This window comes from Rhodopseudomonas pentothenatexigens, from assembly GCF_900218015.1.
Lineage (GTDB): Bacteria > Pseudomonadota > Alphaproteobacteria > Rhizobiales > Xanthobacteraceae > Rhodopseudomonas > Rhodopseudomonas pentothenatexigens.
This window is the reverse complement of sequence record NZ_UFQQ01000004.1, coordinates 24,276-51,204: the sequence shown is the minus strand read 5'-3', so window position 1 is coordinate 51,204 and position 26,929 is coordinate 24,276. Positions and strand designations below refer to the sequence as shown.

The 26,929-nt window shown below is 66.3% G+C and carries 24 protein-coding genes; 11 read left to right on the top strand and 13 right to left on the bottom strand.

Features of this window, described 5'->3' with window-relative positions; all coding sequences use genetic code 11:
- Positions 1–176: 176 nt before the first annotated feature.
- From DWA33_RS04385 to DWA33_RS04375, 3 genes are all read right to left on the bottom strand, one after another.
- Positions 177–2,510, bottom strand: a complete 2,334-nt coding sequence (locus DWA33_RS04385) for a Tex family protein (RefSeq protein ID WP_114356883.1) — start codon at positions 2,508–2,510, stop codon at positions 177–179.
- Positions 2,511–2,703: 193 nt separating this feature from the next.
- Positions 2,704–5,439: an ATP-binding protein gene (locus tag DWA33_RS04380; protein ID WP_114356882.1), complete on the bottom strand. Its 2,736-nt coding sequence runs from the start codon at positions 5,437–5,439 to the stop codon at positions 2,704–2,706.
- Between the two features lie 95 nt (positions 5,440–5,534).
- The gene (locus DWA33_RS04375; protein ID WP_114356881.1) at positions 5,535–5,963 is read right to left on the bottom strand and encodes a DUF1330 domain-containing protein; all 429 of its coding nucleotides are present in this window, start codon (positions 5,961–5,963) and stop codon (positions 5,535–5,537) included.
- A gap of 91 nt (positions 5,964–6,054) precedes the next feature.
- Here DWA33_RS04375 and DWA33_RS04370 point away from each other — a divergent pair, with 91 nt between their 5' ends.
- The 3 genes from DWA33_RS04370 (at position 6,055) to DWA33_RS04360 (ending at position 8,160) form a co-directional block, all read left to right on the top strand.
- Positions 6,055–6,417 (top strand): DUF1304 domain-containing protein, encoded by a 363-nt coding sequence (locus DWA33_RS04370; protein WP_114356880.1) that lies wholly within the window; start codon positions 6,055–6,057, stop codon positions 6,415–6,417.
- A 142-nt stretch (positions 6,418–6,559) separates the two neighbouring features.
- Entirely contained in the window at positions 6,560–7,780 is a 1,221-nt protein-coding gene (locus DWA33_RS04365; protein WP_114356879.1) for an ABC transporter substrate-binding protein, read from the top strand.
- 137 nt (positions 7,781–7,917) lie between these two features.
- A complete protein-coding gene (locus DWA33_RS04360) occupies positions 7,918–8,160 on the top strand; it encodes a hypothetical protein (RefSeq protein ID WP_244601198.1) in 243 nt (80 codons plus the stop codon).
- 81 nt (positions 8,161–8,241) lie between these two features.
- Here DWA33_RS04360 and DWA33_RS04355 read toward each other — a convergent pair whose 3' ends face one another.
- Complete coding sequence (locus tag DWA33_RS04355; protein ID WP_114356878.1) at positions 8,242–8,493, bottom strand: hypothetical protein; 252 nt, start codon at positions 8,491–8,493, stop codon at positions 8,242–8,244.
- 181 nt (positions 8,494–8,674) lie between these two features.
- Between DWA33_RS04355 and DWA33_RS04350 the strand changes: the two genes are divergently transcribed.
- Positions 8,675–10,882: a transglycosylase domain-containing protein gene (locus tag DWA33_RS04350; protein WP_114357057.1), complete on the top strand. Its 2,208-nt coding sequence runs from the start codon at positions 8,675–8,677 to the stop codon at positions 10,880–10,882.
- Positions 10,883–11,031: 149 nt separating this feature from the next.
- Here the strand turns inward: DWA33_RS04350 and DWA33_RS04345 are convergent, their stop codons facing one another.
- From DWA33_RS04345 to DWA33_RS04330, 4 genes are all read right to left on the bottom strand, one after another.
- Positions 11,032–11,865: a M48 family metallopeptidase gene (locus DWA33_RS04345; RefSeq protein WP_114356877.1), complete on the bottom strand. Its 834-nt coding sequence runs from the start codon at positions 11,863–11,865 to the stop codon at positions 11,032–11,034.
- A gap of 255 nt (positions 11,866–12,120) precedes the next feature.
- Positions 12,121–13,449 carry a polyhydroxyalkanoate depolymerase gene (locus DWA33_RS04340; RefSeq protein ID WP_114356876.1) on the bottom strand — a complete coding sequence of 443 codons (1,329 nt, stop codon included), beginning with the start codon at positions 13,447–13,449 and terminating at the stop codon, positions 12,121–12,123.
- A gap of 138 nt (positions 13,450–13,587) precedes the next feature.
- A complete protein-coding gene (locus DWA33_RS04335) occupies positions 13,588–14,418 on the bottom strand; it encodes an ABC transporter permease (RefSeq protein ID WP_114356875.1) in 831 nt (276 codons plus the stop codon).
- Positions 14,415–15,209 (bottom strand): ABC transporter ATP-binding protein, encoded by a 795-nt coding sequence (locus DWA33_RS04330; protein ID WP_114356874.1) that lies wholly within the window; start codon positions 15,207–15,209, stop codon positions 14,415–14,417. Before DWA33_RS04330 ends, DWA33_RS04335 begins: the two co-directional genes overlap by 4 nt.
- Positions 15,210–15,318: 109 nt before the next feature.
- Between DWA33_RS04330 and DWA33_RS04325 the strand changes: the two genes are divergently transcribed.
- Positions 15,319–16,641, top strand: coding sequence for an ActS/PrrB/RegB family redox-sensitive histidine kinase (locus DWA33_RS04325; RefSeq protein ID WP_114356873.1), 1,323 nt, complete (start codon positions 15,319–15,321; stop codon positions 16,639–16,641).
- Positions 16,642–16,732: 91 nt separating this feature from the next.
- Complete coding sequence (locus DWA33_RS04320) at positions 16,733–17,287, top strand: ActR/PrrA/RegA family redox response regulator transcription factor (protein ID WP_114356872.1); 555 nt, start codon at positions 16,733–16,735, stop codon at positions 17,285–17,287.
- Positions 17,288–17,422: 135 nt separating this feature from the next.
- On the opposite strand, the gene DWA33_RS04315 is transcribed toward DWA33_RS04320, so the two are convergent.
- The gene (locus DWA33_RS04315) at positions 17,423–17,905 is read right to left on the bottom strand and encodes an MmcB family DNA repair protein (protein ID WP_114356871.1); all 483 of its coding nucleotides are present in this window, start codon (positions 17,903–17,905) and stop codon (positions 17,423–17,425) included.
- Between the two features lie 150 nt (positions 17,906–18,055).
- Here DWA33_RS04315 and DWA33_RS04310 point away from each other — a divergent pair, with 150 nt between their 5' ends.
- The 3 genes from DWA33_RS04310 (at position 18,056) to DWA33_RS04300 (ending at position 21,165) form a co-directional block, all read left to right on the top strand.
- Positions 18,056–19,174: a vWA domain-containing protein gene (locus DWA33_RS04310; RefSeq protein ID WP_114356870.1), complete on the top strand. Its 1,119-nt coding sequence runs from the start codon at positions 18,056–18,058 to the stop codon at positions 19,172–19,174.
- 127 nt (positions 19,175–19,301) lie between these two features.
- A complete protein-coding gene (locus DWA33_RS04305) occupies positions 19,302–19,967 on the top strand; it encodes an MBL fold metallo-hydrolase (protein ID WP_114356869.1) in 666 nt (221 codons plus the stop codon).
- 220 nt (positions 19,968–20,187) lie between these two features.
- Positions 20,188–21,165, top strand: a complete 978-nt coding sequence (locus DWA33_RS04300; protein WP_114356868.1) for an AraC family transcriptional regulator — start codon at positions 20,188–20,190, stop codon at positions 21,163–21,165.
- 63 nt (positions 21,166–21,228) lie between these two features.
- Here DWA33_RS04300 and DWA33_RS04295 read toward each other — a convergent pair whose 3' ends face one another.
- The 3 genes from DWA33_RS04295 to DWA33_RS04285 form a co-directional block, all read right to left on the bottom strand.
- Positions 21,229–21,648 carry a DUF1236 domain-containing protein gene (locus DWA33_RS04295; protein WP_114356867.1) on the bottom strand — a complete coding sequence of 140 codons (420 nt, stop codon included), beginning with the start codon at positions 21,646–21,648 and terminating at the stop codon, positions 21,229–21,231.
- A gap of 133 nt (positions 21,649–21,781) precedes the next feature.
- The gene (locus tag DWA33_RS04290; RefSeq protein ID WP_114356866.1) at positions 21,782–22,978 is read right to left on the bottom strand and encodes an extracellular catalytic domain type 1 short-chain-length polyhydroxyalkanoate depolymerase; all 1,197 of its coding nucleotides are present in this window, start codon (positions 22,976–22,978) and stop codon (positions 21,782–21,784) included.
- A 284-nt stretch (positions 22,979–23,262) separates the two neighbouring features.
- Entirely contained in the window at positions 23,263–23,571 is a 309-nt protein-coding gene (locus tag DWA33_RS04285) for a YARHG domain-containing protein (protein WP_114356865.1), read from the bottom strand.
- Positions 23,572–23,796: 225 nt separating this feature from the next.
- On the opposite strand from DWA33_RS04285, the gene DWA33_RS04280 reads away from it, so the two are divergent.
- Positions 23,797–24,258: a DUF2269 family protein gene (locus DWA33_RS04280; RefSeq protein WP_114356864.1), complete on the top strand. Its 462-nt coding sequence runs from the start codon at positions 23,797–23,799 to the stop codon at positions 24,256–24,258.
- Positions 24,259–24,276: 18 nt separating this feature from the next.
- Here DWA33_RS04280 and DWA33_RS04275 read toward each other — a convergent pair whose 3' ends face one another.
- On the bottom strand, positions 24,277–25,389 hold the full coding sequence (locus DWA33_RS04275) for an FUSC family protein (protein ID WP_114356863.1): 1,113 nt from the start codon (positions 25,387–25,389) through the stop codon (positions 24,277–24,279).
- A gap of 170 nt (positions 25,390–25,559) precedes the next feature.
- On the opposite strand from DWA33_RS04275, the gene DWA33_RS04270 reads away from it, so the two are divergent.
- Positions 25,560–26,924, top strand: coding sequence for an MmgE/PrpD family protein (locus DWA33_RS04270; protein WP_114356862.1), 1,365 nt, complete (start codon positions 25,560–25,562; stop codon positions 26,922–26,924).
- The last annotated feature ends 5 nt before the right edge of the window (positions 26,925–26,929 follow it).

Genomic DNA, 26,929 nt, shown 5'->3' with positions numbered 1-26,929 from the left:
GCTCAGGTTGCGGAGAAAGCCAGCCGGATGCAATCGCCGGCTGACCCGCCGGTTCCATGCTTGGACAGCCGTGGGAGGCCTGATCCGCCGAGACGCCCAGTTATGATTGTCTACGCGATACGCGGAGTCAGCGCCTTCGAGATCGATCCGCTCGCTTCATCGATCGATCAAGCACGCTACCGCCCCTTGCTGCGACCCTTCTCGGCCGCCTTGGCCAGCGCCGCCGCGAACGCGCCGCCGCCGCTCGGGGCTTCCTGCTTCGGCTTGTAGCGGTCGACCAGCTTGGCGCTGGCACCGCCGCCACCGCCGCTGCGGCGTTCGCCGGGAGCTGGGATCGGATCGGACATCCGCAGCGTCAGGCCGATGCGGTTGCGCGGCACGTCGACCTCGAGCACCTTGACCTTCACCACCTGGCCCGGCTTGACCACTTCGCGCGGATCGTTGATGCGCCGCTCCGACATCGCCGAGATGTGGATCAGGCCGTCCTGATGCACGCCGATGTCGGCGAAGGCGCCGAACGCCGCCACGTTGGTGATCGTCGCTTCCAGGATCATGCCGGGCTTGAGGTCGGTGATCTTCTCGACGCCCTCCTGGAAAGTCGCGGTCTTGAACTCGGGACGCGGGTCGCGGCCGGGCTTTTCCAGCTCCTTCAGGATGTCGCTGACGGTCGGAATACCGAACTTCTCGTCCGCGAAGGCCTGCGGCTTCAGCCCCTGCAGCACCTTGGTCTGGCCGATCAGCGCCTTGATGTCGCTCTTGGTCGCGGCCAGGATCTTCTTGACGATCGGATAGGACTCCGGATGCACGCCGGAGGCGTCGAGCGGATTTTCGCCGTCGCGGATTCGCAAGAACCCGGCGCATTGTTCGAACGCCTTCGGCCCCAGCCGCGGCACTTCCTTGAGCTTGTCGCGGCTCGGGAACGGGCCGTTGGCGTCGCGGTGCGCCACGATGTTGGTCGCCAGCGTCTCGCCGATACCCGACACCCGAGCCAGCAGCGGCGCCGAGGCGGTGTTGAGATCGACGCCGACCGCGTTCACGCAGTCTTCGACCGTGGCATCCAGCGCACGCGCCAGCGCGTGCTGATTGAGATCGTGCTGATACTGGCCGACGCCGATCGACTGCGGCGGCACCTTGACCAGTTCGCCGAGCGGATCCTGCAGACGCCGCGCAATCGACACCGCGCCGCGAATCGAGACGTCGAGATCGGGGAATTCCTTGGAGGCGAATTCCGAGGCCGAATACACCGACGCGCCGGCTTCCGACACGATCGCCTTGGTCAGCTTCAGATCGGGCTTGGCCTTCATCAGATCAGCCACCAGCTTCTCGGTCTCACGCGACGCAGTGCCGTTGCCGATCGCCACCAGCTCGATGCGATGCTTCACGCACAGCTGCGCCAGCGTCAGCATGCTCTCGTTCCATTTGCGCGCCGGCTCGTGCGGATAGATCGTGGCGTGGTCGACCAGCTTGCCGGTGCGGTCGATCACCGCGACCTTGACACCGGTGCGGAAGCCGGGATCGAGCCCCAGCGTGGCGCGGCCGCCCGCCGGCGCGGCGAGCAACAGATCGCGTAAGTTCGCCGCGAACACCCGCACCGCCTCGGTCTCGGCCTGCTGCCACAGCCGCATCCGCATATCGAGCGCCAGCGCGGTCTTGATTCGCGTCCGCCATGCCCAGCGCACGGCGTCGGACAGGAAGCCGTCCGCGGGGCGGCCTTTGCGGGAGATCCCGAAGGTGGCGGCGATACGGTTTTCGTACTGCGTCGGCTCCTTCGACTCCGGATCTTCGCCGTCGCCGAAATCGAGGCTGAGCACCTCTTCCTTCTCGCCACGCAGCAGCGCCAGGATGCGGTGCGACGGCAGCTTCTGGTAGGGCTCGGAGAAGTCGAAGTAATCGGCGAATTTGGCGCCCGCGGCATTCTTGCCCTCGCGCACGCTCGCCTTCAGAGCGCCGCGACTCCACATCGCTTCACGAAGCGAGCCGGTGAGATCGGCGTGTTCGGAGAAGCGCTCGACCAGGATGGCGCGGGCACCTTCGAGTGCGGCCTTGATGTCGGCTACCGGGTGCTCGCCCTCGGCCTTCACATAGGCGGCCGCCTCGGCCTGCGGATCCTTGTCGGGGTTCTGCAGCAGCAGGTCGGCGAGCGGCTCCAGGCCCGCCTCGCGCGCGATCTGCGCCTTGGTGCGGCGCTTCTCCTTGAACGGCAGATAGATGTCTTCGAGACGCGCCTTGCTGTCGGCCTTCAGCAGCGCCGCTTCCAGCTCCGGCGTCAGCTTGCCCTGCTGCTTGATGCTGTCGATGATCGCGGTGCGCCGCGCCTCCATTTCGCGCAAGTAGCGCAACCGCTCTTCGAGCGTGCGAAGCTGCGCGTCGTCGAGCATGCCGGTCGCCTCCTTGCGGTAGCGGGCGATGAACGGCACGGTCGATCCGCCGTCGAGCAGGTCGATGGCGGCCTGGACCTGCTGTTCACGGACGGCGAGTTCGGATGCGATGACGGACGCGATGTTCGGCACTGGGAGTCTCTTTGGCAGATTCGGTCAGGCGGGGGACTCGGCCACGGCGGCGCGGCGAATCGAAGGCAACCTACGCGATCTTGCAGCCGAGATGCAGGGCGTGTGACCGGCCGGTGCACGACGTGTGCATAACCCGAATCGGGCTGCAGCCGGCGAAATCGATTTGCCGTGTTCCCTGTTGAAAACGCCCGGCCTATTTGGCCGGGACGCCGGCTTCGGTGTCGAGCACCAGGCGCAGCATCCGCGCCAGATCAGCCCGGCGATACGGCTTTGGGAGCAACTGCACCTCGGCATCGATCCGGCCGTGGCGCAGCATCGCGGTCTCGGTGTAGCCGGAGGTGAACAGCACCTTCAGGTCCGGCTTGTACTTGCGAAGCTCCTCTGCGAGCTGCGGACCGTTCATGCCGCCGGGCAGCATCACGTCGGTGAACAGCAGATCGAACCTGACGCCGTCGTACACCATCGACATCGCCTCACCCGCCGAAGCCGCGGAATGCGCCCGATAGCCCAGCGCCTTCAGATGCGTCATCACGTAGCTGCGCACCAGCGCGTCGTCCTCCACCACCAGCACCGATTCGCGCCCGCCTTTCGCCAGTGGCGGCGCGGCCGGCTCCAGCGTGCCGTCACCGACCGCGGCGCAGGGCAAGTACAGCCGGATCGTGGTGCCGTGGCCCTCCTCGCTGTACAGCTCGATGTGGCCGCCCGACTGCTTGATGAATCCGTACACCATGCTGAGGCCGAGGCCGGTGCCTTCGCCGACCGCCTTGGTGGTGAAGAACGGCTCGAACACCCGGTCGCGGATCGACGCCGGGATGCCGCAGCCGTTGTCGCTCACCGCCAGCATCACGTAGCGCCCGGCCGCGACCTCATCGTGCTGTTCGGCATAGGCCTGATCGAGATCGACATTGCCGGTTTCCAGCAACAATTTGCCGTTGCCGCGCATCGCGTCGCGCGCATTGACCGCAAGGTTGATCAACGCGCTGCCGAGCTGCGACGGATCGGCCAGCGCCGGCCGTAGATCGGGTGAGGGCTCGACCTCGATTTCGATCCCGGCTCCGAGCGTCGGCCGCAACAGCTTCACGGTGTCGAGCAACAGGGCGTTGACGTCGATGCTGCGCGGCTGCAACGGCTGCTTCCGCGAGAACGACAGCAGCCCGTGCGTGAGATCGGACGCGCGGGTCACCGCCTGATCGATCATCGCGGCGACGTCCTTCAACTCCGGGCGGTCCACAACGCCGTCCGCGATGATTTCAATGCCTCCGGTGATCACCGTGAGGATATTGTTGAGGTCGTGGGCGACGCCGCCGGTGAGCTGGCCGATCGCCTGCATCTTCTGCGCCTGGCGGAGCTGGCGCTCGGATTCCTTGAAAGCGGTGACGTTGCGGTACACGATCACGGCGCCGCCGAACGAACCATCGGGGTTCTCGATCCGTCGTGAACTGGCGGCGAGTTGCACCACCGGATCGTCGCCGTGGCGGATGCCGAGTTCGACGTTGTCGAAGCTCTCGCCGCGGCGGGCGCGCGCCGCCGGGCTGTCGTAGTCCGGCATCGGCGTCACGCCGTCGGCGAGAAAGCGCTTGTACTTCTTCTTCCATCGCTCCGAGCCGATCTCCTCGGCGGTGCCGAACAGCGCGACGCAGGTCGGGTTGGCGAACACCCGCTTGCCGGCCGCGTCGAGCACCGCGACCGCGTCCGCCATGCTGGCGATGGTCTTGTCGAGCAGTTCCGACTTGCTGCGCAGCGCCGCGTTGGCCGCGTCGATTCTGGCGACGGTCTCGGCGAAGGCGCCGGCGAGGATACGGCTCTCGCCCTGCAGCCCGGGCGGCACCACCAGCCGGCCGGTGCGAGAGAACGCCGTCACCGCCCGGGTGAGCAGCGCGATCGGCTTGGCCAGCGAGCGCGACAGCAGCGCCGCCAGCAGCACCGCGCCGAGCAGCGCGGCGAGGCCGACGATCAGGCCGGGCGTTCGCAGCGCCCGCGCCGGCGCCATGATCCGTTCCAGCGGTTCGGTTTCAATCACGCCGGTGCGCACGCCGCTCGACAGCGGCGCCATCACGATCGCGGCAGCCAGACGTCGGCCGTCGCGGCCCGGTATGACCGTCGCGGTGCCCGGCTTGTCGCCGATCTCTGCGGCCAGACCGGGAAAATCATCCTGCCAGCGCCGTTCAGGCTCCGCCGGCACGATCCTGCCCGCCATGTAGGTCATCAGATAGCCGCCGTCGGCCTCGACGAAATACACGTCGGTGTCGTTGTCCAGCACGTCGCGGATGCGTTCGAACACCGGCCGCAGGTCCAGTTCGATAGAAAGTACCGCGAACACGGCGCCGTCGGCGTCGCGGATCGGCGCCGCGGCCGAAATCTGCGGGTAGGACACGCCGCCGTCGCGGTCGTCGCCCTGCACGATGCGTAGCTGGGAGAAGTGAACAGCGTCCCCGGTCAGGTCGACCACCTCACGAAACGCGTCGCTATCGATGCGCTGCGGAAGTTCGGCGTCGGCAACGACACGAATCGCGCCGTTCGCGCCCCGCCGGTCGACCTCGATCAGCACCCGGCCGCCGTCCGCAATGCGCGTCAGGCGATAGCCCAGAATACCAGGCTTGATCTGCATGTTGCCCGCATAAGCCTCGGCCAGATGCTGCCGCCACTGCGCATCGGTCAGCCCGAGTTCGGGATCGACACCGCCATTGCGCTGGGCGCGGATGATGCCGCTGTGGGCCGGCAACAACCGCGCGGACAGCACTTCGTTGCGGACGATGCGCAGCACCGATTCGTAGGCGCCGAGCCGCGCCTTGGCTTGGTAGGCCAGCCGGGTCAGCTCGGACGGCACCACCGCGCGGCCGATATTGTAGTAGGCGAGCAGCCCGATCGCCGCCACCGTGCACGACACCAGGGCGGTCATCGCCAGGGTCAGGCGCACCGACAGACGCATCGATCGATTCTCCGGGAGGGTGGCGCGGGCTGATCGAACCTATATGAAGGTCCGATGTCGCGCCACCGCAGCCGACACGTCGGACGGGGCCGTGATCAGGCGGGGATCTCGCCGAACCCCTTACCCGGCTTCAGCGGCTTCAGGCGGATCAGGCGGGAATCCTCGACCGCGGCCTGCCGGTGCTTGACCGCCTCGCGATACACCGGATCGCGAATCATCTCCACGAATGCCGCCACGCTTGGGTACTCGGCGATGAACACATGGTCCCAGTGTTCGTCCTGCGAGCCGATCAGCATCAGCTCGAACTGACCTTGCCATACGACCTTGCCGCCGAGCCGTTCGAACACCGGGCCGGATTCGCGGCCATACGCCGCATAGGCTTCGGCCCCGGTGGAATCGCGGCCGTCCGGGTAGGCGGCACGCGGCTTGAGCCGCACCAGGTTGAGCATGTGGATCGGCCCCTCGCGATCATTTGTACGAAACTGCGCGAAGACTTCCTTGGTGGGGTCGATGTGCCCGGACATGTCGTGCTCTCCCTGTTACTCTTTGTTGTGGCCGAAGTGCTATCACGCGGCCGACGCCATTGTCAGTACTCGGAACGGACCCGGAGGGCTCATGAAGGCCGTCGCCGTTATGCTGGTCGCGCTGGTCGCGGCGCTCCACATCTTCTTTCTCGTGCTGGAGATGTTTCTCTGGACCCGCCCGCTCGGGATGAAGGTGTTCCGCAATACGCCCGACAAGGCCGCCGCCTCCGCGGTGCTGGCGGCCAATCAGGGCCTGTACAACGGCTTTCTCGCCGCCGGCCTGATCTGGAGCGTGGTCCATCCCGACCTCGCCGTGGCGCGGCAGCTCGCCACGTTCTTCCTCGGCTGCGTCGTGGTCGCCGGCCTGTACGGCGCCTGGAGCGTCAGCATGCGTATCCTGTATGTCCAGGCCGCCCCTGCGGCGCTGGCGCTGATCGCGGTGTGGCTGGCTTAGGCCTGGTTGCACTGCACGCGACCGGAGAGCGGCGGCCGGACTACTCGTCGCCATTGCCACCGTCGCGGTGCTGATCCACACTCCCGGGCAACGGCGGCTCAGCGAAGACCGCCGGTCACGAGCCAAAGGGAGTCAACGACCGATGAAGAGCCTGATTCAGGCCGCTACGGCGGCTGCTGCTGCGATCGTGTTGGCCGCCGCCCCGGCGGCGGCGCAGAAGAAATACGACACCGGCGCCTCCGATACCGAGATCAAGATCGGCCAGACCGTGCCGTTCTCCGGCCCCGCCTCGGCCTATGCGGGTATCGGCAAGACTCAGGCCGCTTACATGCGGATGATCAACGATCAAGGCGGCATCAACGGCCGCAAGATCAATTTGATCCAGTACGACGACGCCTATTCGCCACCGAAGGCGGTCGAGCAGGTCCGCAAGCTGGTCGAAAGCGACGAGGTGCTGCTGACCTTCCAGATCATCGGCACACCGTCGAACGCCGCGGTCCAGAAATATCTCAACGCCAAGAAGGTGCCCCAGCTCCTCGCGGCGACCGGTGCGACTCGCTTCACCGACCCGAAGAACTTCCCCTGGACGATGGGGTACAACCCGAACTACCAGACCGAAGGGCGGATCTACGCGCGCTACATCCTGAAGAACCATCCCGACGCCAAGATCGGCATCCTGTTCCAGAACGACGATCTCGGCCGCGACTACGTCACCGGTCTGCGCGCCGGTCTCGGCGACAAGGCCGACAAGATGATCGTGGCGGAAGCGTCCTACGAACTCACCGATCCGACCGTCGACTCGCAGATCGTCAAACTGAAATCAGCCGGCGCCACCCTGCTGTACGACGCCTCGACGCCGCGCTTCGCCGCCCAGGCGATCAAGAAGGTCGCCGACCTCGGCTGGAATCCGGTGCACATTCTCGACATCAACGCCAGCCCGGTTTCGGCGACGCTGAAGCCGGCCGGACTCGACATCTCCAAGGGGATTATCAGCGTCAACTACGGCAAGGATCCGGCCGACCCGCAATGGGCAGACGATGCCGGCGTGAAGAAGTACTTCGCCTTCATGGATAAGTATTATCCGGAAGGCGACAAGATGAATACGGTCAACTCCTACGGCTACTCCACCGCGGAGCTGCTGGTTCAGATCCTGAAGCAATGCGGCGACGACCTGACCCGCGACAACATCATGAAGCAGGCCGCCAGCCTGAAGAACGTCGTGCTCGACCTGTCGCTGCCGGGAATGTCGATCACGACCTCGCCGACCGATTACCGCGTCAACAAGCAGTTGCGGATGATGAAGTTCAACGGCGAGCGCTGGGAACTGTTCGGCCCAATCCTCGAGGACGACGCCGCGATGTGACATCCGCGGTCGGTCGAAGCGGTCGCCGCCGCCGCGGCGGCCGCACCCCCGTAGGGCGCCGGGGATCGACCAATTCTGCACAGACAGTGCGGCCGAATCGGAATCGAATGCCGGCAAGACGGGGAGGAAGCCGTTGAATGGAGGCGCTGCTGCGGCGGCGGACCATGATGAGAGCAGACAGCAACAGCAACCGGTATTTCACCGTCGAACAGCTCGAGGAGCTCGCGGTGGCGAAATACATCGAAGCGGCGCTGACGCCGGCGGGCCTGGAGCGCGACGAATTGCTGGAGGAAGCCAAGCGGTTCGCCAGCCGGGCCAAGATGAAGAGCTGGCTGATGGGCGAAATCGGCGCGATGCCGCGCCGCCGCAACTATCATTGAAGGCCCGTCGTCCTGCCGGGCGGCCGAGGCGGCGGACCGATGGGCGGTCGCTCCGAAGGAGCCATCACTCCGAAGGAGCCGTCACTCCCACGGAATGGCGCTGACCTCGCGCTGCAGCCGGCCCATCGCGGTCATCACCGCCGCGCCCGCGAATTCGCGGCTGGCCTGACCGGGATCGACCGACGCCACCTTCCAGTTGGCGCCGTTGGTGTCGTCGCAGGGTTGGCAGGACCGGATCCGGATCGCTTCGACCTTGTCGCAGTGGCGCTGGCCGCGCACGTCCTGCAGCAGCAGCGCCTCGATCTCTTTCGCGGTCCTCAACACCCTGGTCATTGCTGTCCCTCTCGCACGTCGGCGGCCGCCGCTTCGATCGCAGAGCTGTAAACCAAGGTGTTGAGATGGCTCAAGTCTGCGGCGTTTTCGGCGAATCGGGAACCGGCTTTTAACCCTCGCTTTACCGGGCCTTAAACCGGCTCCGTTAGCGTCCGCCGCAACAGTCGGCGTGGACGATGCGATGGCGTGGGGCAGGAAAAAAGCCGGCGAGAGGCGTGAGCCGACATTCGGGCCCGGCGAGTCGCTCGCGGACATGCGCCTGACGCCGCAGGATCGGGTGAACGTGGCCGACGACAAGCCGAAGAAGAAGCCCGCGGGCAAGGCCGGCGGCGGAGCGCGCGGCAAGCGCAAGCCGCGCAAGGGCGTGATCGCGTCGGTCCGCCGCGCGATCGGCCGCACGATGTATTGGAGCGCGGTCGCCGGCATCTGGGCGGTGCTGGCCGTCGTCGGCGTCATGGTCTGGGTGGGCGCGCATCTGCCGCCGATCCAATCGCTGGAAATCCCGAAGCGACCGCCGACCATCACCATCGTCGCCGACGACGGCTCGACGCTGGCGGTTCGCGGCGAGCAGGCCGGCACCAATGTGGCGCTGAAGGACCTGCCGCCGTATCTGCCGAAAGCGTTCATCGCGATCGAGGACCGCCGGTTCTATTCGCATTTCGGCGTCGATCCGCTCGGCATCGCCCGCGCCGCGGTCGCCAACGTGCTGCACCGGGGCGTGGCCCAGGGCGGCTCGACTCTGACTCAGCAACTCGCCAAGAACCTGTTCCTGACCCAGGACCGCACCCTGACGCGCAAGCTGCAGGAGGTCGAACTGGCGCTGTGGCTGGAGCGCAAGCATTCCAAGGCCGAGATCCTCGAACTGTATCTCAACCGGGTGTATTTCGGCTCCGGCGCCTATGGGGTCGAGGCCGCGGCGCAGAAGTACTTCGGCAAATCGGCCAAGGAGGTGACGCTGGTCGAGGCGGCGATGCTCGCCGGGCTGGTCAAGTCGCCGTCGCGTCTGGCGCCGAATCGCAATCCCGAAGGCGCCGAGAAGCGCGCCCAGATCGTGCTCGGGGCGATGGCCGAAGCCGGCTTCGTCACCGTCAAGCAGGCCCAGGCCGCGATCGCCAACCCCGTTTACACAGTCAAGCCGACCGGCGCCGGCACCATCAACTACGTGGCCGACTGGATCACCGAGGTGCTCGACGATCTGGTCGGACAGATCGACCAGTCGATCATCGTCGAAACCTCGATCGATCCGAAGCTGCAGTCGGTCGCCGAGGCCGCGATCATCGACGAGCTCGCCGCCAAGAGCGTCAAATACAAAGTGACGCAAGGCGCGCTGGTGGCGATGACGCCGGACGGCACGGTGCGGGCGATGATCGGCGGGCGCAACTACGCCGACAGCCAGTTCAACCGCGCCGTCACCGCCAAGCGGCAGCCCGGCTCGGCGTTCAAGCCGTTCGTATATCTGACCGCGGTCGAAGCCGGGTTGACGCCCGACACCATCCGCCAGGACGCGCCGCTCGAACTCAAAGGCTGGAAGCCGGAGAACTACACCCACGAATATTTCGGCGCGGTGACGCTGACCCAGGCGCTGGCGATGTCGCTGAACACGGTGGCGGTGCGGCTCGGTCTCGAAGTCGGGCCGAAGAACGTGGTGCGCACCGCGCACCGGCTCGGCATCGCCTCCAAGCTCGACGCCAACCCGTCGATCGCGCTCGGCACCTCGGAGGTGTCGGTGACCGAGCTGGTCGGCGCCTACGCCACCTTCGCCAATGGCGGGCTGTTGGTGTCGCCGCACGTGGTGAAGCGGATCCGCACCGCGCAGGGCAACAAGGTGCTGTACGCGCGCACTGGCGAGCCCGCGACCCGGGTGGTCGATCCGCGCGCAGTGGCGATGATGAACACCATGATGCAGGAGACGCTGCGCTCGGGCACCGCCCACAGGGCGGATCTGCCGGGCTGGGTGGCGGCCGGCAAGACCGGCACCAGCCAGGATTTCCGCGACGCCTGGTTCATCGGCTACACGTCGACCCTGGTGACCGGGGTGTGGCTCGGCAACGACGACAATTCGCCGACCCGCAAGGCGACCGGCGGGGGCCTGCCGGTCGAGGTGTGGACGCGGTTCATGCGCGAAGCCCTCAAGGGCGAGGCCCCGCAGCCGCTGCCCGGCGGCTGGAGCGGGGGTCCGATCGCCGGACCGTCGTCATCGGGTTTCGGCAGCTCGGGCGGCGCCACCATCGCAGGCGGTACCATCGCGCAGGTCGGTCCCCGCGGCGAAACCCAGGTCATCAACGCTCCGCCCGGCGCCCGGATGCCCCCGCCGACCCGCGCCAACGTCCGCCCGGAAGCCGCAGCAGGCCTCGATGGTTGGCTGATGGACCGGCTGTTCGGGCGGTGATGCTTCGTGCACGGTCATCCTCCGCGAAAGCGGAGGATCCAGTATCCCAGAGGGTTGAGGTCGCTCGTGCGCCGCAATGAGCGCTCTGCGAAACTGGGTCGCCCGCCTGCGCGGGCGATGACGACTACGCCAACAGCCGCGCCGACCGGTTAGTCCGAGATGCCGTAGCGGTGCAGGTCGTTGCCGCAGGAGTCGAGCCAGGTCTTGGCACGCTCCATCTGCGGGCAGACCTTGCCGACCACGCGCCAGAACCGCGCCGAGTGGTTCATCTCGACGAGATGCGCGACCTCGTGGGCGGCCAGATAGTCCAGCACGTAGGGCGGCGCCAGGATCAGCCGCCATGAGAACGACAGCGAGCCGGCCGAGGTGCACGACCCCCAGCGGCTCGACTGGTCTCGGATCGACAGCCGGGTGACCTTGACGCCGAGCTCGGGCGCATAGCGGTCGCAGGCCTTCTGCAGGTCGCGGCGCGCCTCGCGCTTGAGGAAATCCATCACCCGGCGCTCGATGTGCTCGGCCTCGCCGGCGACGCACAGGATCTTCTCGCCGGATTCGCGCACCTCGGTCCACACCGTGCCGCGGCCGGCGCGGTGCACGATCTTATGGTCCTGGCCGCGCAGCGGCACCAATGTGCCGGGCAGGAACGGCGCGGCCTTCGGCAGCCGGCCGAGACGCGCGGCGATCCACGCGCCGTGGCGCTGGGCGAATTCCTTGGCGTCGGCCAGCGTGCCACGGGGCGGCATCGTCAGGATCGCCTCGCGATCGCTCGGATGAATCCGCAAGGTGTAACGTCGCGCGCGACGGTGGCGGCGAATACGGACGGCGAAGTACTGCGAGCCGTGCCGAACGGGGATGGTCGACGGCTCCGTCGGGCGCCGATAGAGAAGTGCGCGGGCCATGTCTGCAGGTCCAGGAAACAGAAGGTCCCCTGGAATCTGCCATAACCGCCGCCATGGGAAGCGCTCGGCGCAAAAACAAATCATTTGCCCAATATACAGGGCGAGGCCGATGTCGCACCCCTAAGTGATGGGGTCGGGAACCTGAAATTTAGCCGAATTTTGATTCAAAATGATGCCCTGAGAGGTGACTCACTCCTCACTACTTGCGGAACCCGTGAATCTGGATTCCCCCAGGCCGCATCCACCACTGCTCAGCCGGCTTGCACTTGATTCATCAGTGCAAACTCATCCCGATCAACGCATCGTCCACAGCAGACGCCGATCGACGACGCGTACTAATCACTCCGCCGCGCGCGCCGGCACATCGCTGGCCGACGACGCGTGGAAATCACAGATCCGCGGCACGATTTCCGAGCGGAAACGCGAGCCGTTGAACACGCCGTAATGACCGACGCCCTTCTGCACGTAGTGAACGCGACGATTGTCCGGGATCGACGTGCACAGATCGTGCGTCGCTTCGGTCTGACCGAGACCGGAGATGTCATCGTTCTCGCCCTCTACCGTCATCAGCGCCACGCGGGTGATCTTCGACGGTTCGACCAGCTTGCCGCGGTGAGTCATCTCGCCCTTCGGCAGCGCATGCTTGACGAACACCAGGTCGACGGTCTGCAGATAGAACTCCGCCGTCAGGTCCATCACCGCCAGATACTCGTCGTAGAACTCGCGATGCTTGTCGGCGAGATCGCCGTCGCCCTGGACCAGATGGTTGAACAGGTTCTTGTGGGCGTCGACGTGGCGGTCGAGGTTCATGCTGATGAAGCCGTTGAGCTGCAGGAACCCGGGATAGACGTCGCGCATGAAGCCGGGATGCGGGAACGGCACCTTGGTGATGACGTGGTTGCGGAACCAGTCGATGCCCTTCTCGGCCGCGAGATTGTTGACCGCGGTCGGGTTGCGGCGGGTGTCGATCGGGCCGCCCATCAGCGTCATCGACAGCGGCACGAACGGATCGCCGTTGGCTTCCATCACCGACACCGCGGTCAGCACCGGCACCGACGGCTGACACACCGCCATGACATGGACGTTGCCGCCCAGCGTCTGCAGCATTTCGATGACGTAGTCGACATAGTCGTCGAGGTCGAACCGGCCGGCCGCGACCGGCACCATCCGGGCATCGGACCAGTCGGTGATATAGACCTCGTGGGTCGGCAGGAAAGCTTCGACCGTGCCGCGCAGCAGCGTCGCGTAATGGCCCGACATCGGCGCCACGATCAGCAGCCGCGGCTGCGGATGGCGCAGCGGCCGCTCCAGCTTGCGCTCGAAATACAGTAGCCGGCAGAACGGCTTTTCCCACACATTGTGGATCTCGACCGGAACCCGCATGCCGTTGACGTCGGTGTCGTCGAGGCCCCACTCCGGCTTGCCGTAGCGGCGGGTGGTACGCTCGAACACTTCGCAGGCGGCCGCGATCGACTTGCCGATCTCGGTGTGGCTCCACGGGTTGAGCGGGTTCTTGAACGCCAGCTTGGTCGCATCCGACATCGCCCGCGCCGGATTCAGCGAGGCGTGAGCCATCTCGTAGAACCAGTACATCGGCGTGGTTAGCGCCGGACTGACTTCCGCAGGCATCTCCGGCGGTCGACCAAATTCACCAATAACGACCGGCATCGCGTTGTGTCCCTCGTACCCTGTGCGGCGCAACATACTGGCGGCTGGGTAGTGGCGCGTCAATCACAAGATCGAAATATGCGCTTTGCCGCGCAAAATGTAAGCACGGACAGTCCACAGGCGTGTCCGGGAAATGGCCTACTCGCCGCTCTGGATCAGCGACCCGTGGCGCCGAGCGCTGTTCAGCATCGCCAGGAAGCTGACGAACGCGCCCACGAACAGCACCACGTTGATGCCGAGCGCCCACACCATCAGATCGCCTCGGAACTGATGATCGATCAGCAGCGCGCGCATCCCCTCGAACACGTAGGTCGGCGGCAGCGTCCAGGCGACGACCTGCAGCCAATCCGGCAGCACAGAAACCGGATAGTAGACACAGGCGAGCGGCATCACCCCGAACATCAGGCTCCAGACGATGCTCTCGGCGCCGAGTCCGTGGCGAAGCACCAGGCCGGAAACGAAGATGCCCAGTGCCCACGAGGTGAAGATCAGGTTACAGAAGAACGCGCCGAGCGGCAGTCCGAACCCGAACAGGTTGAAGTCGAACACCACCATCGCCAGCAGCACCATCGGCACCACGCCGATCGCGAGCCGGATCAGGCTCATGATCATCAGCGCGATCAGGAACTCGATCGGCTTCAGCGGGCTCATCATCAGGTTGCCGAGATTGCGCGCCCACATCTCTTCCAGGAACGAGATCGAGAACCCGAGCTGGCCGCGAAACAGGATGTCCCACAGGATCACCGCGCCGATCAGCGTGCCGCCGGCGCGGGCGAAGAAGCCGGCGTTCTGCGCCACGTAGCTCTGCAGGAAGCCCCAGGTGATCACCTGCAGCACCGGCCAGTACACCAGCTCGAACAGCCGCGGCCACGACGACAACAGCAGGTACCAGTAGCGCATCACCATCGCGCTGATCCGGTGCCAGGCAAGGCCGTGACCGAGTTCGAGGCTTGCGATCAGACTTCTCATGATTCAGCGTCCCGTGCCCGACCACGGGCGACGTCGAGGAATACGTCCTCCAGCGTCGCACGGTTGTAGCGTGCCATGATGGCGGACGGGGTGTCGTCGTCCTCGATCCGGCCGCGCTTCATGATCACGACCCGGTCGCACATTCGCTCGACCTCGAGCATGTTGTGCGAGGCGAGCAGGATGCTGGCGCCGCGTTGTTTGCGATAGCTTTCCAGATGCGACCTGATCCAGTCGGCGGTGTCGGGGTCGAGCGACGCAGTCGGCTCGTCGAGCAGCAACAGCTCGGGCCGGTTGATCAGCGCCTTGGCCAGCGCCACGCGGGTCTTCTGCCCGGCCGACAGTTTGCCGGAGGCGCGGTCGAGAAACTCGGTCAGGTCGAGATCGGCCGCGAGTTCGGCGATTCGGCCGGCCAGATCCGGCACCGCATACAGCTTGCCGAACACCGTGAGGTTCTGCCGGACCGTCAGCCGCGACGGCATGTCGACATAGGGACTTTCGAAATTGATCCGGCCGAGCACATCGGCACGCTGCTCCGGCATCCCGCAGCCGAGCACCCGGATCCGGCCTGCGCTCGGCAGCACCAGTCCCATGATCATCGCGATCGTGGTGGTCTTACCGGCGCCGTTGCCGCCGAGCAATCCGGTGACGCTACCGCGAGGCACCGTAAAGGAGATGCCGTCGACCGCGCGGGCGGTCTTGTAGACCTTGGATAGATGCGCGACCTCGATCGCCGCGGCAGCCGCCGCTCGCAATGCCGCCGTCTGCGGCTGGTTGTGACTGTCGATTGCCATGACGCCGCCTGTTTGACGATTGTGAGGCCCAAGCGCAAGCCGCCGGCCGGGCGATCCGCCGCGCCGACTTCAATTGTGGTCCTCAACGCCCAAGGCTACTGTCCGGCGTATGTCCGATGATCTGATCTCAGCCGATTTCCGCCATCCCCGCCGTCACGTCCGCCTCGACACCATCCTGCGGCTGCGCTGGCTGGCGGCGCTCGGCCAGCTCGCGGCGATCTTCGTGGTCTCGGAAGGGCTGGAATTCGACTTCGCGGTGATGCCGTGCATCGTGATCATCGCGATCTCGGGACTGGTCAACCTCGCACTGCAGATCGCCTTCAATCCGATGCAGCGGATGGAGCCGATCTATGCGGCGCTGCTGCTCGCCCTCAACATCTCCGAACTGGCGGGGCTGCTGTATTTCACCGGCGGCCTGCAGAATCCGTTCGCATTCCTGTTCCTCGGCCCGGTGCTGATCAGCGCCACGGCGCTGCCGACCCGGATGACGATCTCGCTCGGCATCTTCGCTGCCGGCTGCGCCGCTTTTCTCGGCTACAGCCACTTGCCGCTGCCCTGGGCGGGCGACGAACCGGTGGCGCTGCCGCAGATCTATCTGGTCGGCGTCTGGCTTTCGATCCTGCTCGCGATCGGCGTCACCAGCCTGTACACGTTCCAGGTCACCGAAGAGGCCCGCAAGCTCGCCGACGCGCTGTCCGCCGCCGAACTGGTGCTGGAGCGCGAGCAGCATCTGACCCAGCTCGACGGCCTGGCCGCCGCCGCGGCGCACGAGCTCGGCACTCCACTGTCGACGATCTTCCTGATTTCGCGCGAACTGGAAAAGAGCGCGCCGCCGGAGATGGCCGCGGATCTGCGGACGCTGCGCGAGCAGGCGAAGCGCTGCCGCGAGATCCTCGGCAAGATCGCGCAGTTGTCGTCGGCCGGAGCGCCGTTCGACCGGATGCCGCTGTCGACGCTGATCGAGGAGGCGGTGGCGCCGCACCGCGACTTCGGCATCGCGATCAAGATCCGGCTGGCGCAGGCGGGCGAGACCGAACCCGTGGTGATGCGCAACCCGGCGATCCTGTACGGTATCGGCAACATTCTGGAGAACGCCGTCGACTTTGCCCGCACCTCCGTCGAGGTCAATGCCTGGTGGAATGCCGACACCGTGCAGATCGTGATTTCCGACGACGGCCCGGGGATCAAGCCCGACGTCCTGCGCCGGATCGGCGAACCCTATCTGTCGCGCCGCCGCAGTTCGGACGACCCCAACCGCGAGCGTTCGGGGCTCGGTCTCGGCGTGTTCATCGCCCGCACGCTGCTGGAGCGAACCGGGGCCAAGGTTGAATTTCGCAACAAAACCTTCCCCGATCATGGCGCGATCGTGCAACTGAGCTGGCCGAAGGCCCGTTTCGAGATGGTCGAAAATACTGAGAGCGCAGACGCTTAGCCTAGGGCGCGCGCTCCGGTCGCAGGTTCCGGGCCTTGGCAGGGCGGCTCCGCGTCACCATATTTTGAGGACTCGCCGAGGAGCCACGCTAGTGAACGCCATTCCCGAACTGAACGATTACACCGACCGATCGCTGCTGATCGTCGAGGACGACAAGCCGTTCCTTGATCGGCTGGCACGGGCGATGGAAACACGCGGCTTCGCCGTCACGGCCTGCGACAGTGTCTCCAGCGGCCTTGCCCAGATCGGCCGGTCGGCACCGGCGTTCGCGGTGGTCGATTTGCGGCTCGGCGACGGCAATGGGCTGGACGTGGTCTCGGCGCTGAAGCGCGAGCGCCCCGATGCCCGCGCGATCGTGCTGACCGGCTACGGTAACATCGCCACCGCAGTGACCGCGGTGAAGATGGGCGCGGTGGACTATCTGTCGAAGCCGGCGGACGCCGACGACGTGGTCGCTGCGCTGCTCTCCACCGACACCGAAAAATCCGAGCCGCCGCCGAATCCGATGTCGGCCGATCGCGTTCGCTGGGAGCATATCCAGCGGATCTACGAGATGTGCAACCGCAACGTCTCCGAGACGGCGCGCCGCCTCAACATGCACCGCCGCACCCTGCAGCGCATCCTCGCCAAGCGCGCGCCGCGGTAAGCACAGCTCTCTTCTGACTATCAGCCTAGTCATCCGGCGCGAACGAAGTTCACGATCCCGGAATCTGACACGCGAAAATCCGTCGAGAGTCCGGGTTCACCGCTGCGCGGCGCCCCGGAATGACGGCACTCAAGGCTACGCCCCCTCCGCAAACCCCTGCGGGTCGCTGAGCCGGCCGAGACGCTGCGCGGCGGCGAGCGCGAAGCGCAGCATCATCACCTTGCGGGTCGCGGCCGGCAGTCTGTGCTCCGGCGCCTCGCACTGCAGGTGGGCGCCGTAGCCGTCCGCGACGATCAGTCCGGTGTCGCCCGGGAAGATCTCGCACGGCAGGTCCTGGGTGAAGGCGAAGAACAGCCGGTCACAATGCGCGCGATACTCCGGCCATTTGTGGTCGGCCCGCAGATCCTCGACCGAGGACTTGATCTCCACGATCCAGATCTCGCCGCGCTCGTTCAGCGCCACCAGATCGGCGCGTCGGCCGGACGGCAGCGGCAGTTCGCCGACACAGGCGAAGCCGAGCGATCGCAGCAAGCGCTGCGTTCCGCGCGCGACGTTCAGCGCGGTTTCGGATTGCCGCAAGTCCCGCGGCAGAATCATTTGAACGGCATTCGATTCCATCGCGTCCAAGTCTAGCCGAACTCGGAGCAGGGGCCCAAGCGGTCACGTGGTTCCGAACTCGGCCGCAGAACCGTTGCGGCTGCACCTTTGTCGGGTGCCGCAAGGCGGAGCATTGAGCGTGGGCTTGGCGGGGCGCAGGAGATCATCACGATGAAACGTATCACCATCACAACCGCGCTGGCTGTCGCCGCGCTGGCGCTGCCGCTGCCGCTCGCCTCGGCCGCGCAGGCGCGGCCGACCGTCGACGTCGCCTTCGTGCTCGACACCACCGGATCGATGAGCGGCCTGATCGAGGGCGCCAAGCGCAAGATCTGGTCGATCGCGACCGCGATTCCCGACGACAACCCCGACGCCGAGATCCGGATGGGCCTGGTCGCCTATCGCGACATCGGCGACGACTATGTGGTCCGCAGCGTCGACCTCACCACCGATATCCAGGATCTGTACGGTCAGCTGCTGCAACTGCAGGCGCGCGGCGGCGGCGACTGGCCCGAGAGCGTCAACGAGGCGCTCGATACCGCGATCAACAAGCTGCATTGGCGGCAGGGCGGCGACAGCCGCCGCATCGTGTTCCTGGTCGGCGACGCGCCGCCGCACATGGATTATGCGCAGGACACCAAATACTCCGAGACCCTGGCGGTGGCGCGGCAGAAGGACATCCTGGTCAACGCCGTACAGGCCGGTGGTGCCCGCGACACCGCGCGGGTGTGGCAGGAGATCGCCGACGGCGGTCGCGGCCGCTATATCCCGATCCCGCAGGACGGCGGACAGGTGGTGGTGATCGAAACGCCCTACGACGACGACATCATCATCCTTCAGAAGCAGATCAACGGCACGGTGATCCCGTACGGACCGGCACCGCTGCAGCGCCGCACCGAGGAGAAGACCGGGCAGCTCGCCAAGGTCGCGGCGGCTGCGCCAGCCGCAGCATCCGACATGGCGAGCTACATCAACAAGCGCGCCCGCAATACGTCCGAGGCGGTGACCGGCGGCGGCGATCTGGTCAGCGACGTGCTGGCCGGCCGGCAGAAGCTCGACCAGGTCAAGGACGACGACCTGCCGCCCGAGCTGCGCGCATTGCCGGCCGAACAGCGCGCCACCAAGCTGGAAGCGCAGATGACCGCGCGCAAGGCGCTCAACGACAAGCTCGCGGCCCTGGTCAAGCAGCGCGACGCCTATCTGGTCGCGCAACGCGCCCGACAGCCGAAGCCGGCCTCGTCGTTCGACCGCGAGGTCGAGGCGACGTTGAAAGCGCAGTTGAAGCGTTAGCCGGGACCGCCGGCCCGGTTCCTGAGCTTCCGGCCACGGCACCGCAGGGTGAGTCCGTCTGCGACTCGCCCTTTCTTTGACTCACCCTTGCTTTGACTCACCCCTGGCGACGCGGCATTGTCCCGCCATGACCGAGACCCAGACCAAGGCGAAAGCCGGCGCCGCGATCATTCCCGTCACGCCGTTCCAGCAGAACTGCACGTTGCTGTGGTGCGACACCACCCGCAAGGCGGTGGTGATCGATCCCGGCGGCGACGTGCCGGAGATCCTGGCCGCGATCGAGAAGACCAACGTCGCCGTCGAAGCGATCTGGCTGACTCACGGTCATATCGATCACGTCGGCGGAGCCGCCGATCTGCGCGACGCCCTCGAGGTCGAGATCATCGGGCCGCATCGCGACGACCAGTTCCTGCTCGACAATGTCGTCAATTCCGGCCGCAGCTTCGGCATCGGCGGGGTGCGCGACGTCACCCCGGATCGCTGGCTCGACGATGGCGACACCGTTGGTATCGGCGAACTCAGCTTCCAGATCCTGCATTGTCCGGGCCATTCGCCGGGCAGCGTGGTGTTCTTCAGCGAGGCGATGCGGTTCGCGCTGGTCGGCGACGTGCTGTTCGCCGGCTCGGTCGGACGGACCGACCTGCCCGGTGGCAGCCACGCCACGCTGATCGACTCGATCACCCGGAAGCTGCTGCCGCTCGGCGACGATGTCGGCTTCATCTGCGGGCACGGCCCCGGCTCCAGCTTCGGCCAGGAGCGGCTCACCAACCCGTTCCTGACCGGCCAAGCCTAGCCGCGCCTCCCCTCTCCACCCGCGACCACAGACCGTGCGCGGCTCTCGGCGCACGCCGGCTACCGACGCGCGACGGTGTCCTGATCATTGCTTTGAACCGTTTGCGTTCTGCCGAGTCCAATTTTCCGCAAATACCTGGGAATTCTACGAGTGACATCCGGTTCCCTCGTTCTGTTACCAGGATCGGCCGTGGAATGTGGGACCGGAGGCGTTATCAGTGATGACTGTCGAGCTTCTCAACGAGCCGCTCTCCCGCTACCGCGCTTTCGATACCACTGATCCCGAGGAGCTCCGGCAGGCGCTTCAGTCCGTGTACGGCGCCAGGCTGGTGGAAGCTCCGGTCGGCCCGGACTTCGAGGTTCGCAGCAACTTCGTCCAGCTCGAAGACATCGCGCTCGGCTTCGGCGTCGGCATCGGCGCAATCACGGTTGAATTCCCGGAGGCCGAGTGCGCCCGGCTGCAGATCGCCCTGGCCGGCCAGTTCCTCACCCGCAGCGGCGGATCGACCACCTCGATCAACGCCAGACAGTGCGGCATCATCTCGCCGCGCCGCAGTGCACGAACCGAATACGGACCGACCTACCAGTTCAGCCTGCTGCGCGTCCACAGTGCCGCACTCGAGCGTAAGCTGGCCTCGCTGCTCGGCTGCAAGCCGAAAGCCGCGCTGGAATTCGAGCCGGCCGCGGACAACGAGGCGCCGCAGGTCGTGAATTTGCGACGCCTGCTGTGTTTCTTGGCCAATCAACTGAATTGCAGTCCGCTGCCCGCGGTGGTGCTGGCCGAGCTCCAGGAGGCCATCACCCTGCTGTTCCTGAGCGCCTTCCGGCATAACTACAGCCGGCAGATCGAGCGCGAGGCCAACGGCGTGGCGCCGAAGCACGTCCGGCAGGTCGAGGAATACATCGAAGCCAATTGGATGCGGCCGATCACGATCGAGAAGCTGGCGGCGCTGACAGGGATCAGTTCGCGCGGCATCTTCAAAGCGTTTCAGCGCAGCCGCGGCTACTCGCCGATGGCCTTTGCCAAGCGGGTGCGGCTGCAGCAAGCCCATCATCTGCTGTCGGACGGGGAGACGCCGACCACCGTCACGGCTGCCGCGCTGGCCTGCGGCTTCTCGAATTTGGGCCATTTTGCCCGGGACTATCGCGACATGTTCGGCGAGAAACCGTCCGAAACGCTGCACCGCTCGCGGTCCTGAACGCAACGGCGAACGGGCCGCCCTGTGGCTGGGGCGGCCCGCCGTTCGAACGCGACCGTTCGATTACTCGATGATTTCCACCACCTTCCGGGTGCGCGGATCGACCAGCACGGTCCGATCGTTGACGATGGTGTAGCGATACTCGCTGGCGCGGCCGAAGCGGTCCGGCACCTCGTAATAGGTCACGCCGTCGGACGGCAGCACGACGCCGACGCGAACCTCGTCGCGATAGCGGTACGAAGGGTGCCGCTGCTCGACCACGTAGTGGCGGAATTGCGGGCGATCGTCGACGCCCAGAATGCCGGCGACGCCGCCGACCACACCCCCGATCGTGCCGCCGACCACCGCGCCCACCGGCCCCGCAGCGCGCTCACCTTCGCGGGCGCCGCGTTCGATCCCACCCGGCACCCCCTGGGCGTTGGCGACGGCAGGTGCCGCGAGAGCGAGCACGACGATGGCAGTTCCGGCGAAGCGATTGATCATGGTCAGACTCCCGAGTGATGAAAGGTGGTCTGACAAGTCACTACATCGCGATCTGTTCCGTACGTCACTGCACCGAACACCCGCTGATCGTGCTCATATTTCGGCCAGCAGCCGAGCTGGGACTTGCAGGGTACTATTTCATTAGCCCCGCCGCGGTCAGCGCCCGGGTGATGACTGCACCCACGTCGAAACCACGCCTGCCTTCGGACTGCGTCGACGACGCCTCGGCATGCTGAGCACCCGGAGAGCGGTCGCGGTCGCCGCCGCGGACTGCAGCTTCGGTTGCCGGATCGCGGCTGCCGGTCGGTGCGGGCCGGAGCCGAACCGCCTTGTCGGCAGGCCGCGATTGATGGATCCGCCCCGTCAGGCCGAAGAACTGAGCGATGTGGTAGGACGACGAGATACCGACATCGAGCAGATACGCGCCGGCCATCCCGTAGCTTTGCTCTCCGGCCCCGACACCGAGCGGCGTGCCGTGCGCCATGCCGGTGACGGTGTAGGATTCCACCACCGTTTCACCGCCTGGATTGCGCCACAGCCTGCGTGGATAGCCGTCAACCTTGTTCTGGGCCGTGGGCGCGTCGGGCAGGCCATGCAGGTCGAGCCATTGCCGAACCAGGGCGTCCGCATTGGCCGGATCGACGGTGCGATCGGCATCACCGTGCCACACCGCAAGCTTCGGCCAAGGGCCTCGATGCGGAGTGGCACCGCGGACCAGGTCTCCGAGCTGGCGATTGGTGCGAGCCGACGCCTGTCGCATCTCTTTCAACGCCTGCCTCACGTTGAGCGCGACCCCATAGGGCAGGCCGGCGATCACGGCACCGCCGGCGAAGACGTCCGGATAGGTCGCGAGCAGCGCCGCAGTCATCGCACCGCCGGCCGACAGCCCGGTGGCGAAGATCCGGGCGCGGTCGATGTTGTGGGTTCGCGCCATGTGCTCCACCATCTGCCGGATCGAGCCGACTTCGCCGCTGTCGCGGCGGATGTCGTCGGGCGCGAACCAGTTGAAGCAGGTGTTGGGATTATTGGCGCGGGTCTGCTCGGGGAGCAGCAGCGCGAAGCCATAGCGCTGCGCCAGCGTACACCAGCCGGCTCCGACCTCGTATCCGGCGGCGTTCTGGGTGCAGCCGTGCAGCACCACCACGAGCGGAAGTTTCTGCGCGGGTCCGTCCGGCACAAAGGAGAACATGCGCAAGCCGCCCGGGTTGACGCCGAACGCCGTCGTCTCGGTCAGGCGGCTGTCCGTGGCTGCTTCGCCGCTGCCGAAGCCGTTGACGGACTGCATTTTCCGGAGCTGCCCGAGGAAGTCGATGTGATGTTTCAGTGACACGGTCGCTCCTGGTCTGGGCCCCTGCCCTGCCCCCGGATATAATTGCTGCGTTGCAATATGGTAGATCTGGACCGCCGGGCCAGACAAAGAGACCCGCAGCATCAGGCTGCGGGCCATAGTCTGGGAGGATACCTGAAAGAGTGCTCGACGGTCGCCGCGACCTGCGATCACCTCGCAACCACGTCGCCACTGCCGTCGGCAGGCCAACAGCAAAGGTATCTGAATGTTCCTGAGGCAGTTTCAGGACCGCGGCGAAATTCACCACCCCGGCCGGGACCGGACCATCAATCGCAGCCGAACCGTCGCTCCAGCGCACGGATCTGGTTGATGCGGGCGCGGATGCCGCGCGGCAACGGAACCTCGCCCTCGAATTCGTAGACGCAGCCGCGATTGCCGAAATAGGAGATCGCACGCGACGTCTTGAAGCAGTGGCCGGCATCTTTGTAGTAGCCGTTGCGCTCGACCCACAGCTCATGACAGCTCTGAGCGCTTGCAGGCACGCTCGCGATGCCGGACAGCGCGATCAGACTCGCGCCGATCGACAGATTGATCAGATGCGTCGGAATTCTATTGCGGACTCTGTTGCGGACCATGGCAATCGTCCTTTCCGGCCGGTGTTGCAGCAAGGCACTGAGCCGCCCTCAGCATCGTCGATGGCGGACGGAAAATCCATGATTGGGAACAATGCGAGCGCCTGGAGCGGCGCAGCGACGAAGGTCGATTTGACAATCGCGACAAAACCATGAGCACAAGTCCGACGATCGAGCGGTGGCGCGGCGGTGTGCTGGTCACGACGGCACTGGCGCGGAACAGACCCGATGTATGATGTGTTCAAGTTTCTCCACGTCGTCGGCGTGGTCGTGCTGGTCGGCAACGTCACCATCACCGCCTTCTGGAAGGCGTTCTCCGACATGACGCGGGATCCGAAGATCGTGGCGCACGCGCAGCGCGGTGTCACGGTGTCGGATTTCATCTTCACGCTGGCCGGCATCGCGCTGATCATCATCGGCGGCTACGGCGCGGCGTTGGTCAAGGACATTCCGCTGTTCGATTCGTTCTGGCTGGTATCGGGGCAGATCCTGTTCGTGATCTCCGGGCTGATGTGGCTCGGCATCCTGATCCCGCTCCAGATCCGCCAGGCGCGCCTTGCCCGCAGCTTCGCCCAGGGCGGTGACATTCCGCCGCAATATTGGCGCGACGCCAAGACCTGGCTGATCTGGGGCATCATCGCCACGGTGCCGCTGGTCGCTGCCGTGTTCGTGATGGTTTATAAGATCTGACCGCGCAACTGGCGTCGGCTACACCGTCCGGGTTTCCGGCTTGCCGGGCTGGCCCCATTCGGTGACCCGCATTTCGAGGTCGCGGAAGTTCTGGTGCAACTGCTCCATCGCAAAGCCGAGCGCGAAGAACCGTTCGGCCTGATCACCGGGTAGCGCCCGGATCAAACCGTCTCGCCGCACCGCCGCGACTTCGGCCGTATAGACGGCCAGCGCCTGTTCCATCGGCGCCAGCGGCGGCGGCGCATGCCGACCTCGCAGCGCCTCGGCGCAGGCGAACAGATGCGAAGTCGCCGCCGTCCGCAGGTTGTCGATCGCGGCGCCGAGCCGTTCCTGCAACGGCGGCGGCAACGGCGTGGTGACAGCGCGACCGACCATCACCAGATCATGGCGCAGGCGCAGCAGGGTGCGCACCAACGGCGCAGCGTCGGGCCCGCGCGATAGGCCGGCATTGCGCTCGCGCTGCGCCTCGGCGCCGATTTCCGCCAGCGTCACCAGCGAAGCACCAATGCCGTCCTGCAGCCGGTGCAGCGCATCGTTGTCGAGCCCTTTTGTGAGCCCGGCGAGCAGCGCTCCGAGCGCGTCGGCCATCAGGTCCAGCGAACGCGCCGCTGCGGCCAGAGCCTGCCCCTGCGCTCGCGACGGCAGCACAACGAACGAGACCGCGAGCCCGACCGCGGCGCCGACGGCGACCTCGAGGACGCGATCGATCGCCGAAGCCAGAGGTTCGACCTTGGTAATGGTCGGTACCAGCAGCACGATGATGGCCGTGACGGTCGCGACGTTCAGGCTGGGCTTGATCGCGGCGAGCAGCGCCAGCGGCGCCACCGCCAGCGCCAGCGCACCGAGCAGCGCAAGCTCGCTGTGATGCGGCACGAAGATGGTGATCGCGCCGCCATAGACCGCGCCGCCGATGGTCCCGACGAAATAGTCGCCCGCCGTTTTCAGCGACCGCCCGACGCTGGTCTGGGTCACGATGATCGCGGTCAGCACCGCCCACAGCGGCAGATGCAAATGCAGGCTCTGCGCCAGACCGAGCGCGAGCAGCGCGGCGAGAGTGATCCGGAGCGCCAGCCCCCATTGTGGCCGGCGCGGCTTCCATTGCGAGAGCAGACGTGTCCTGTTGGCTGTCATCGGCGGCGGCAATCGTTGCGGTTGCACCGTCTGGCGCGGAATCACGCACGGTACAGAGCACGGCGTCGCAGGCCGCGCAAATGCGGCCAAACGAGGATGGGGCCTGCGGCTGGACGGCTTGAACCACATGCGCGACCCGCCTAACGTGGCGCACAAAAGAGGGAGCCCGAATGGCCAACGAAACCGCCACGCTCGCAGGCTACGTCGCCGCGCTGCAATTCACCGACATTCCGCAGGACGTCCTGGCGCGCGCCAAGCTGCTGACGCTCGACTTCCTCGGCAGCGCGATCCGCGCCCGGCGCGAAGCCGAATCGACGCCGTCGATCCTGCAGATGCTGCAGGCGCTGTCGCTCGACGCTGCCGGCGAATCCACGGTGTTCGGCGACGACAAGCGCTGGACCCCGGCGGTGGCGGCGCTGCTCAACGGCGCGCTCGGCCACTCGCTCGATTTCGACGACACCCACGCCGATTCGTCGCTGCATCCCTCGGCACCGGTGGTGCCGGCCGCCTTCGCGGTCGGCGAACTGGTCGGCGCCTCGGGCCGGGACGTGCTGACCGCGATCGTCGCCGGCTATGAAGTGTGCTGCAGGCTCGGCAACGCGCTCGATCCGACCTCGCACTACGCGCGCGGCTTCCATCCCACCGCAACCGCCGGCACCTACGGCGCCGCAGCAGCCGCCGCCAAGCTGTTCGGCCTGTCGCAGGACCAGATCGTCGCGGCGTTCGGCGTCTCCGGCAGCCAGGCCGCAGGCTCGCTGCAATTCCTGGTCAACGGTGCGTGGAATAAGCGCTATCAGGTCGGCGCCGCCGCGATGAACGGCGTCATCGCTGCGACGCTGGCCAAGAACGGATTCATCGGCTCGACCGAGTCGGTCGAAGGCATCCATGGCCTGTTGGTCGGCTACACCGACACGCCGCATCACGACAAAGCGGTGGCCGACCTCGGCAAGGTCTACGAGACCATGAAGATCGGCGTGAAGCCGTATCCGAGCTGCCGCTACACGCACGCCGCAATCGACGCGCTGATCGCCATGCGCCGCGAGCACAATCTCACTCCGGCGCAAATCACGCGCGTCGAAGTCGGGCTGCACAAGAACGGCATCACGCTGACAGGCGACGCGCCGACCAAGCGGCATCCGCGCTCGATCGTCGGCGGCCAGTTCTCGATGTTCTTCACCGGCGCGCTGGCGCTGGAGCAGGGCAGCTTCGGCTGGGACGATTACACCCGGCTCGGCGACCCGGCGATCGATGCGCTCGCCGACAAGTTCGACGTGGTGCGCGACGATCGGCTGGAGGGCAAAACCCATCCGTTCGGCGCCCGCGTTTCGATCACCACCGAGGACGGCGTGCACGAGCGGATCTACGTCGATCCGTCCGGCGAGCCCAACTCGTTCCCCAGCGACCAGGCGATGACACAGAAATTTCTGCAACTCGCCCGTCCGGTGCTGGACGGCCGAGCGCAGAGCTTTGCCGATGCGGTGTTGACGCTGGAGCGGTTTGCCAAGGTGAGCGAGGCAACGGCATCGGGTCGCTAGGGAAC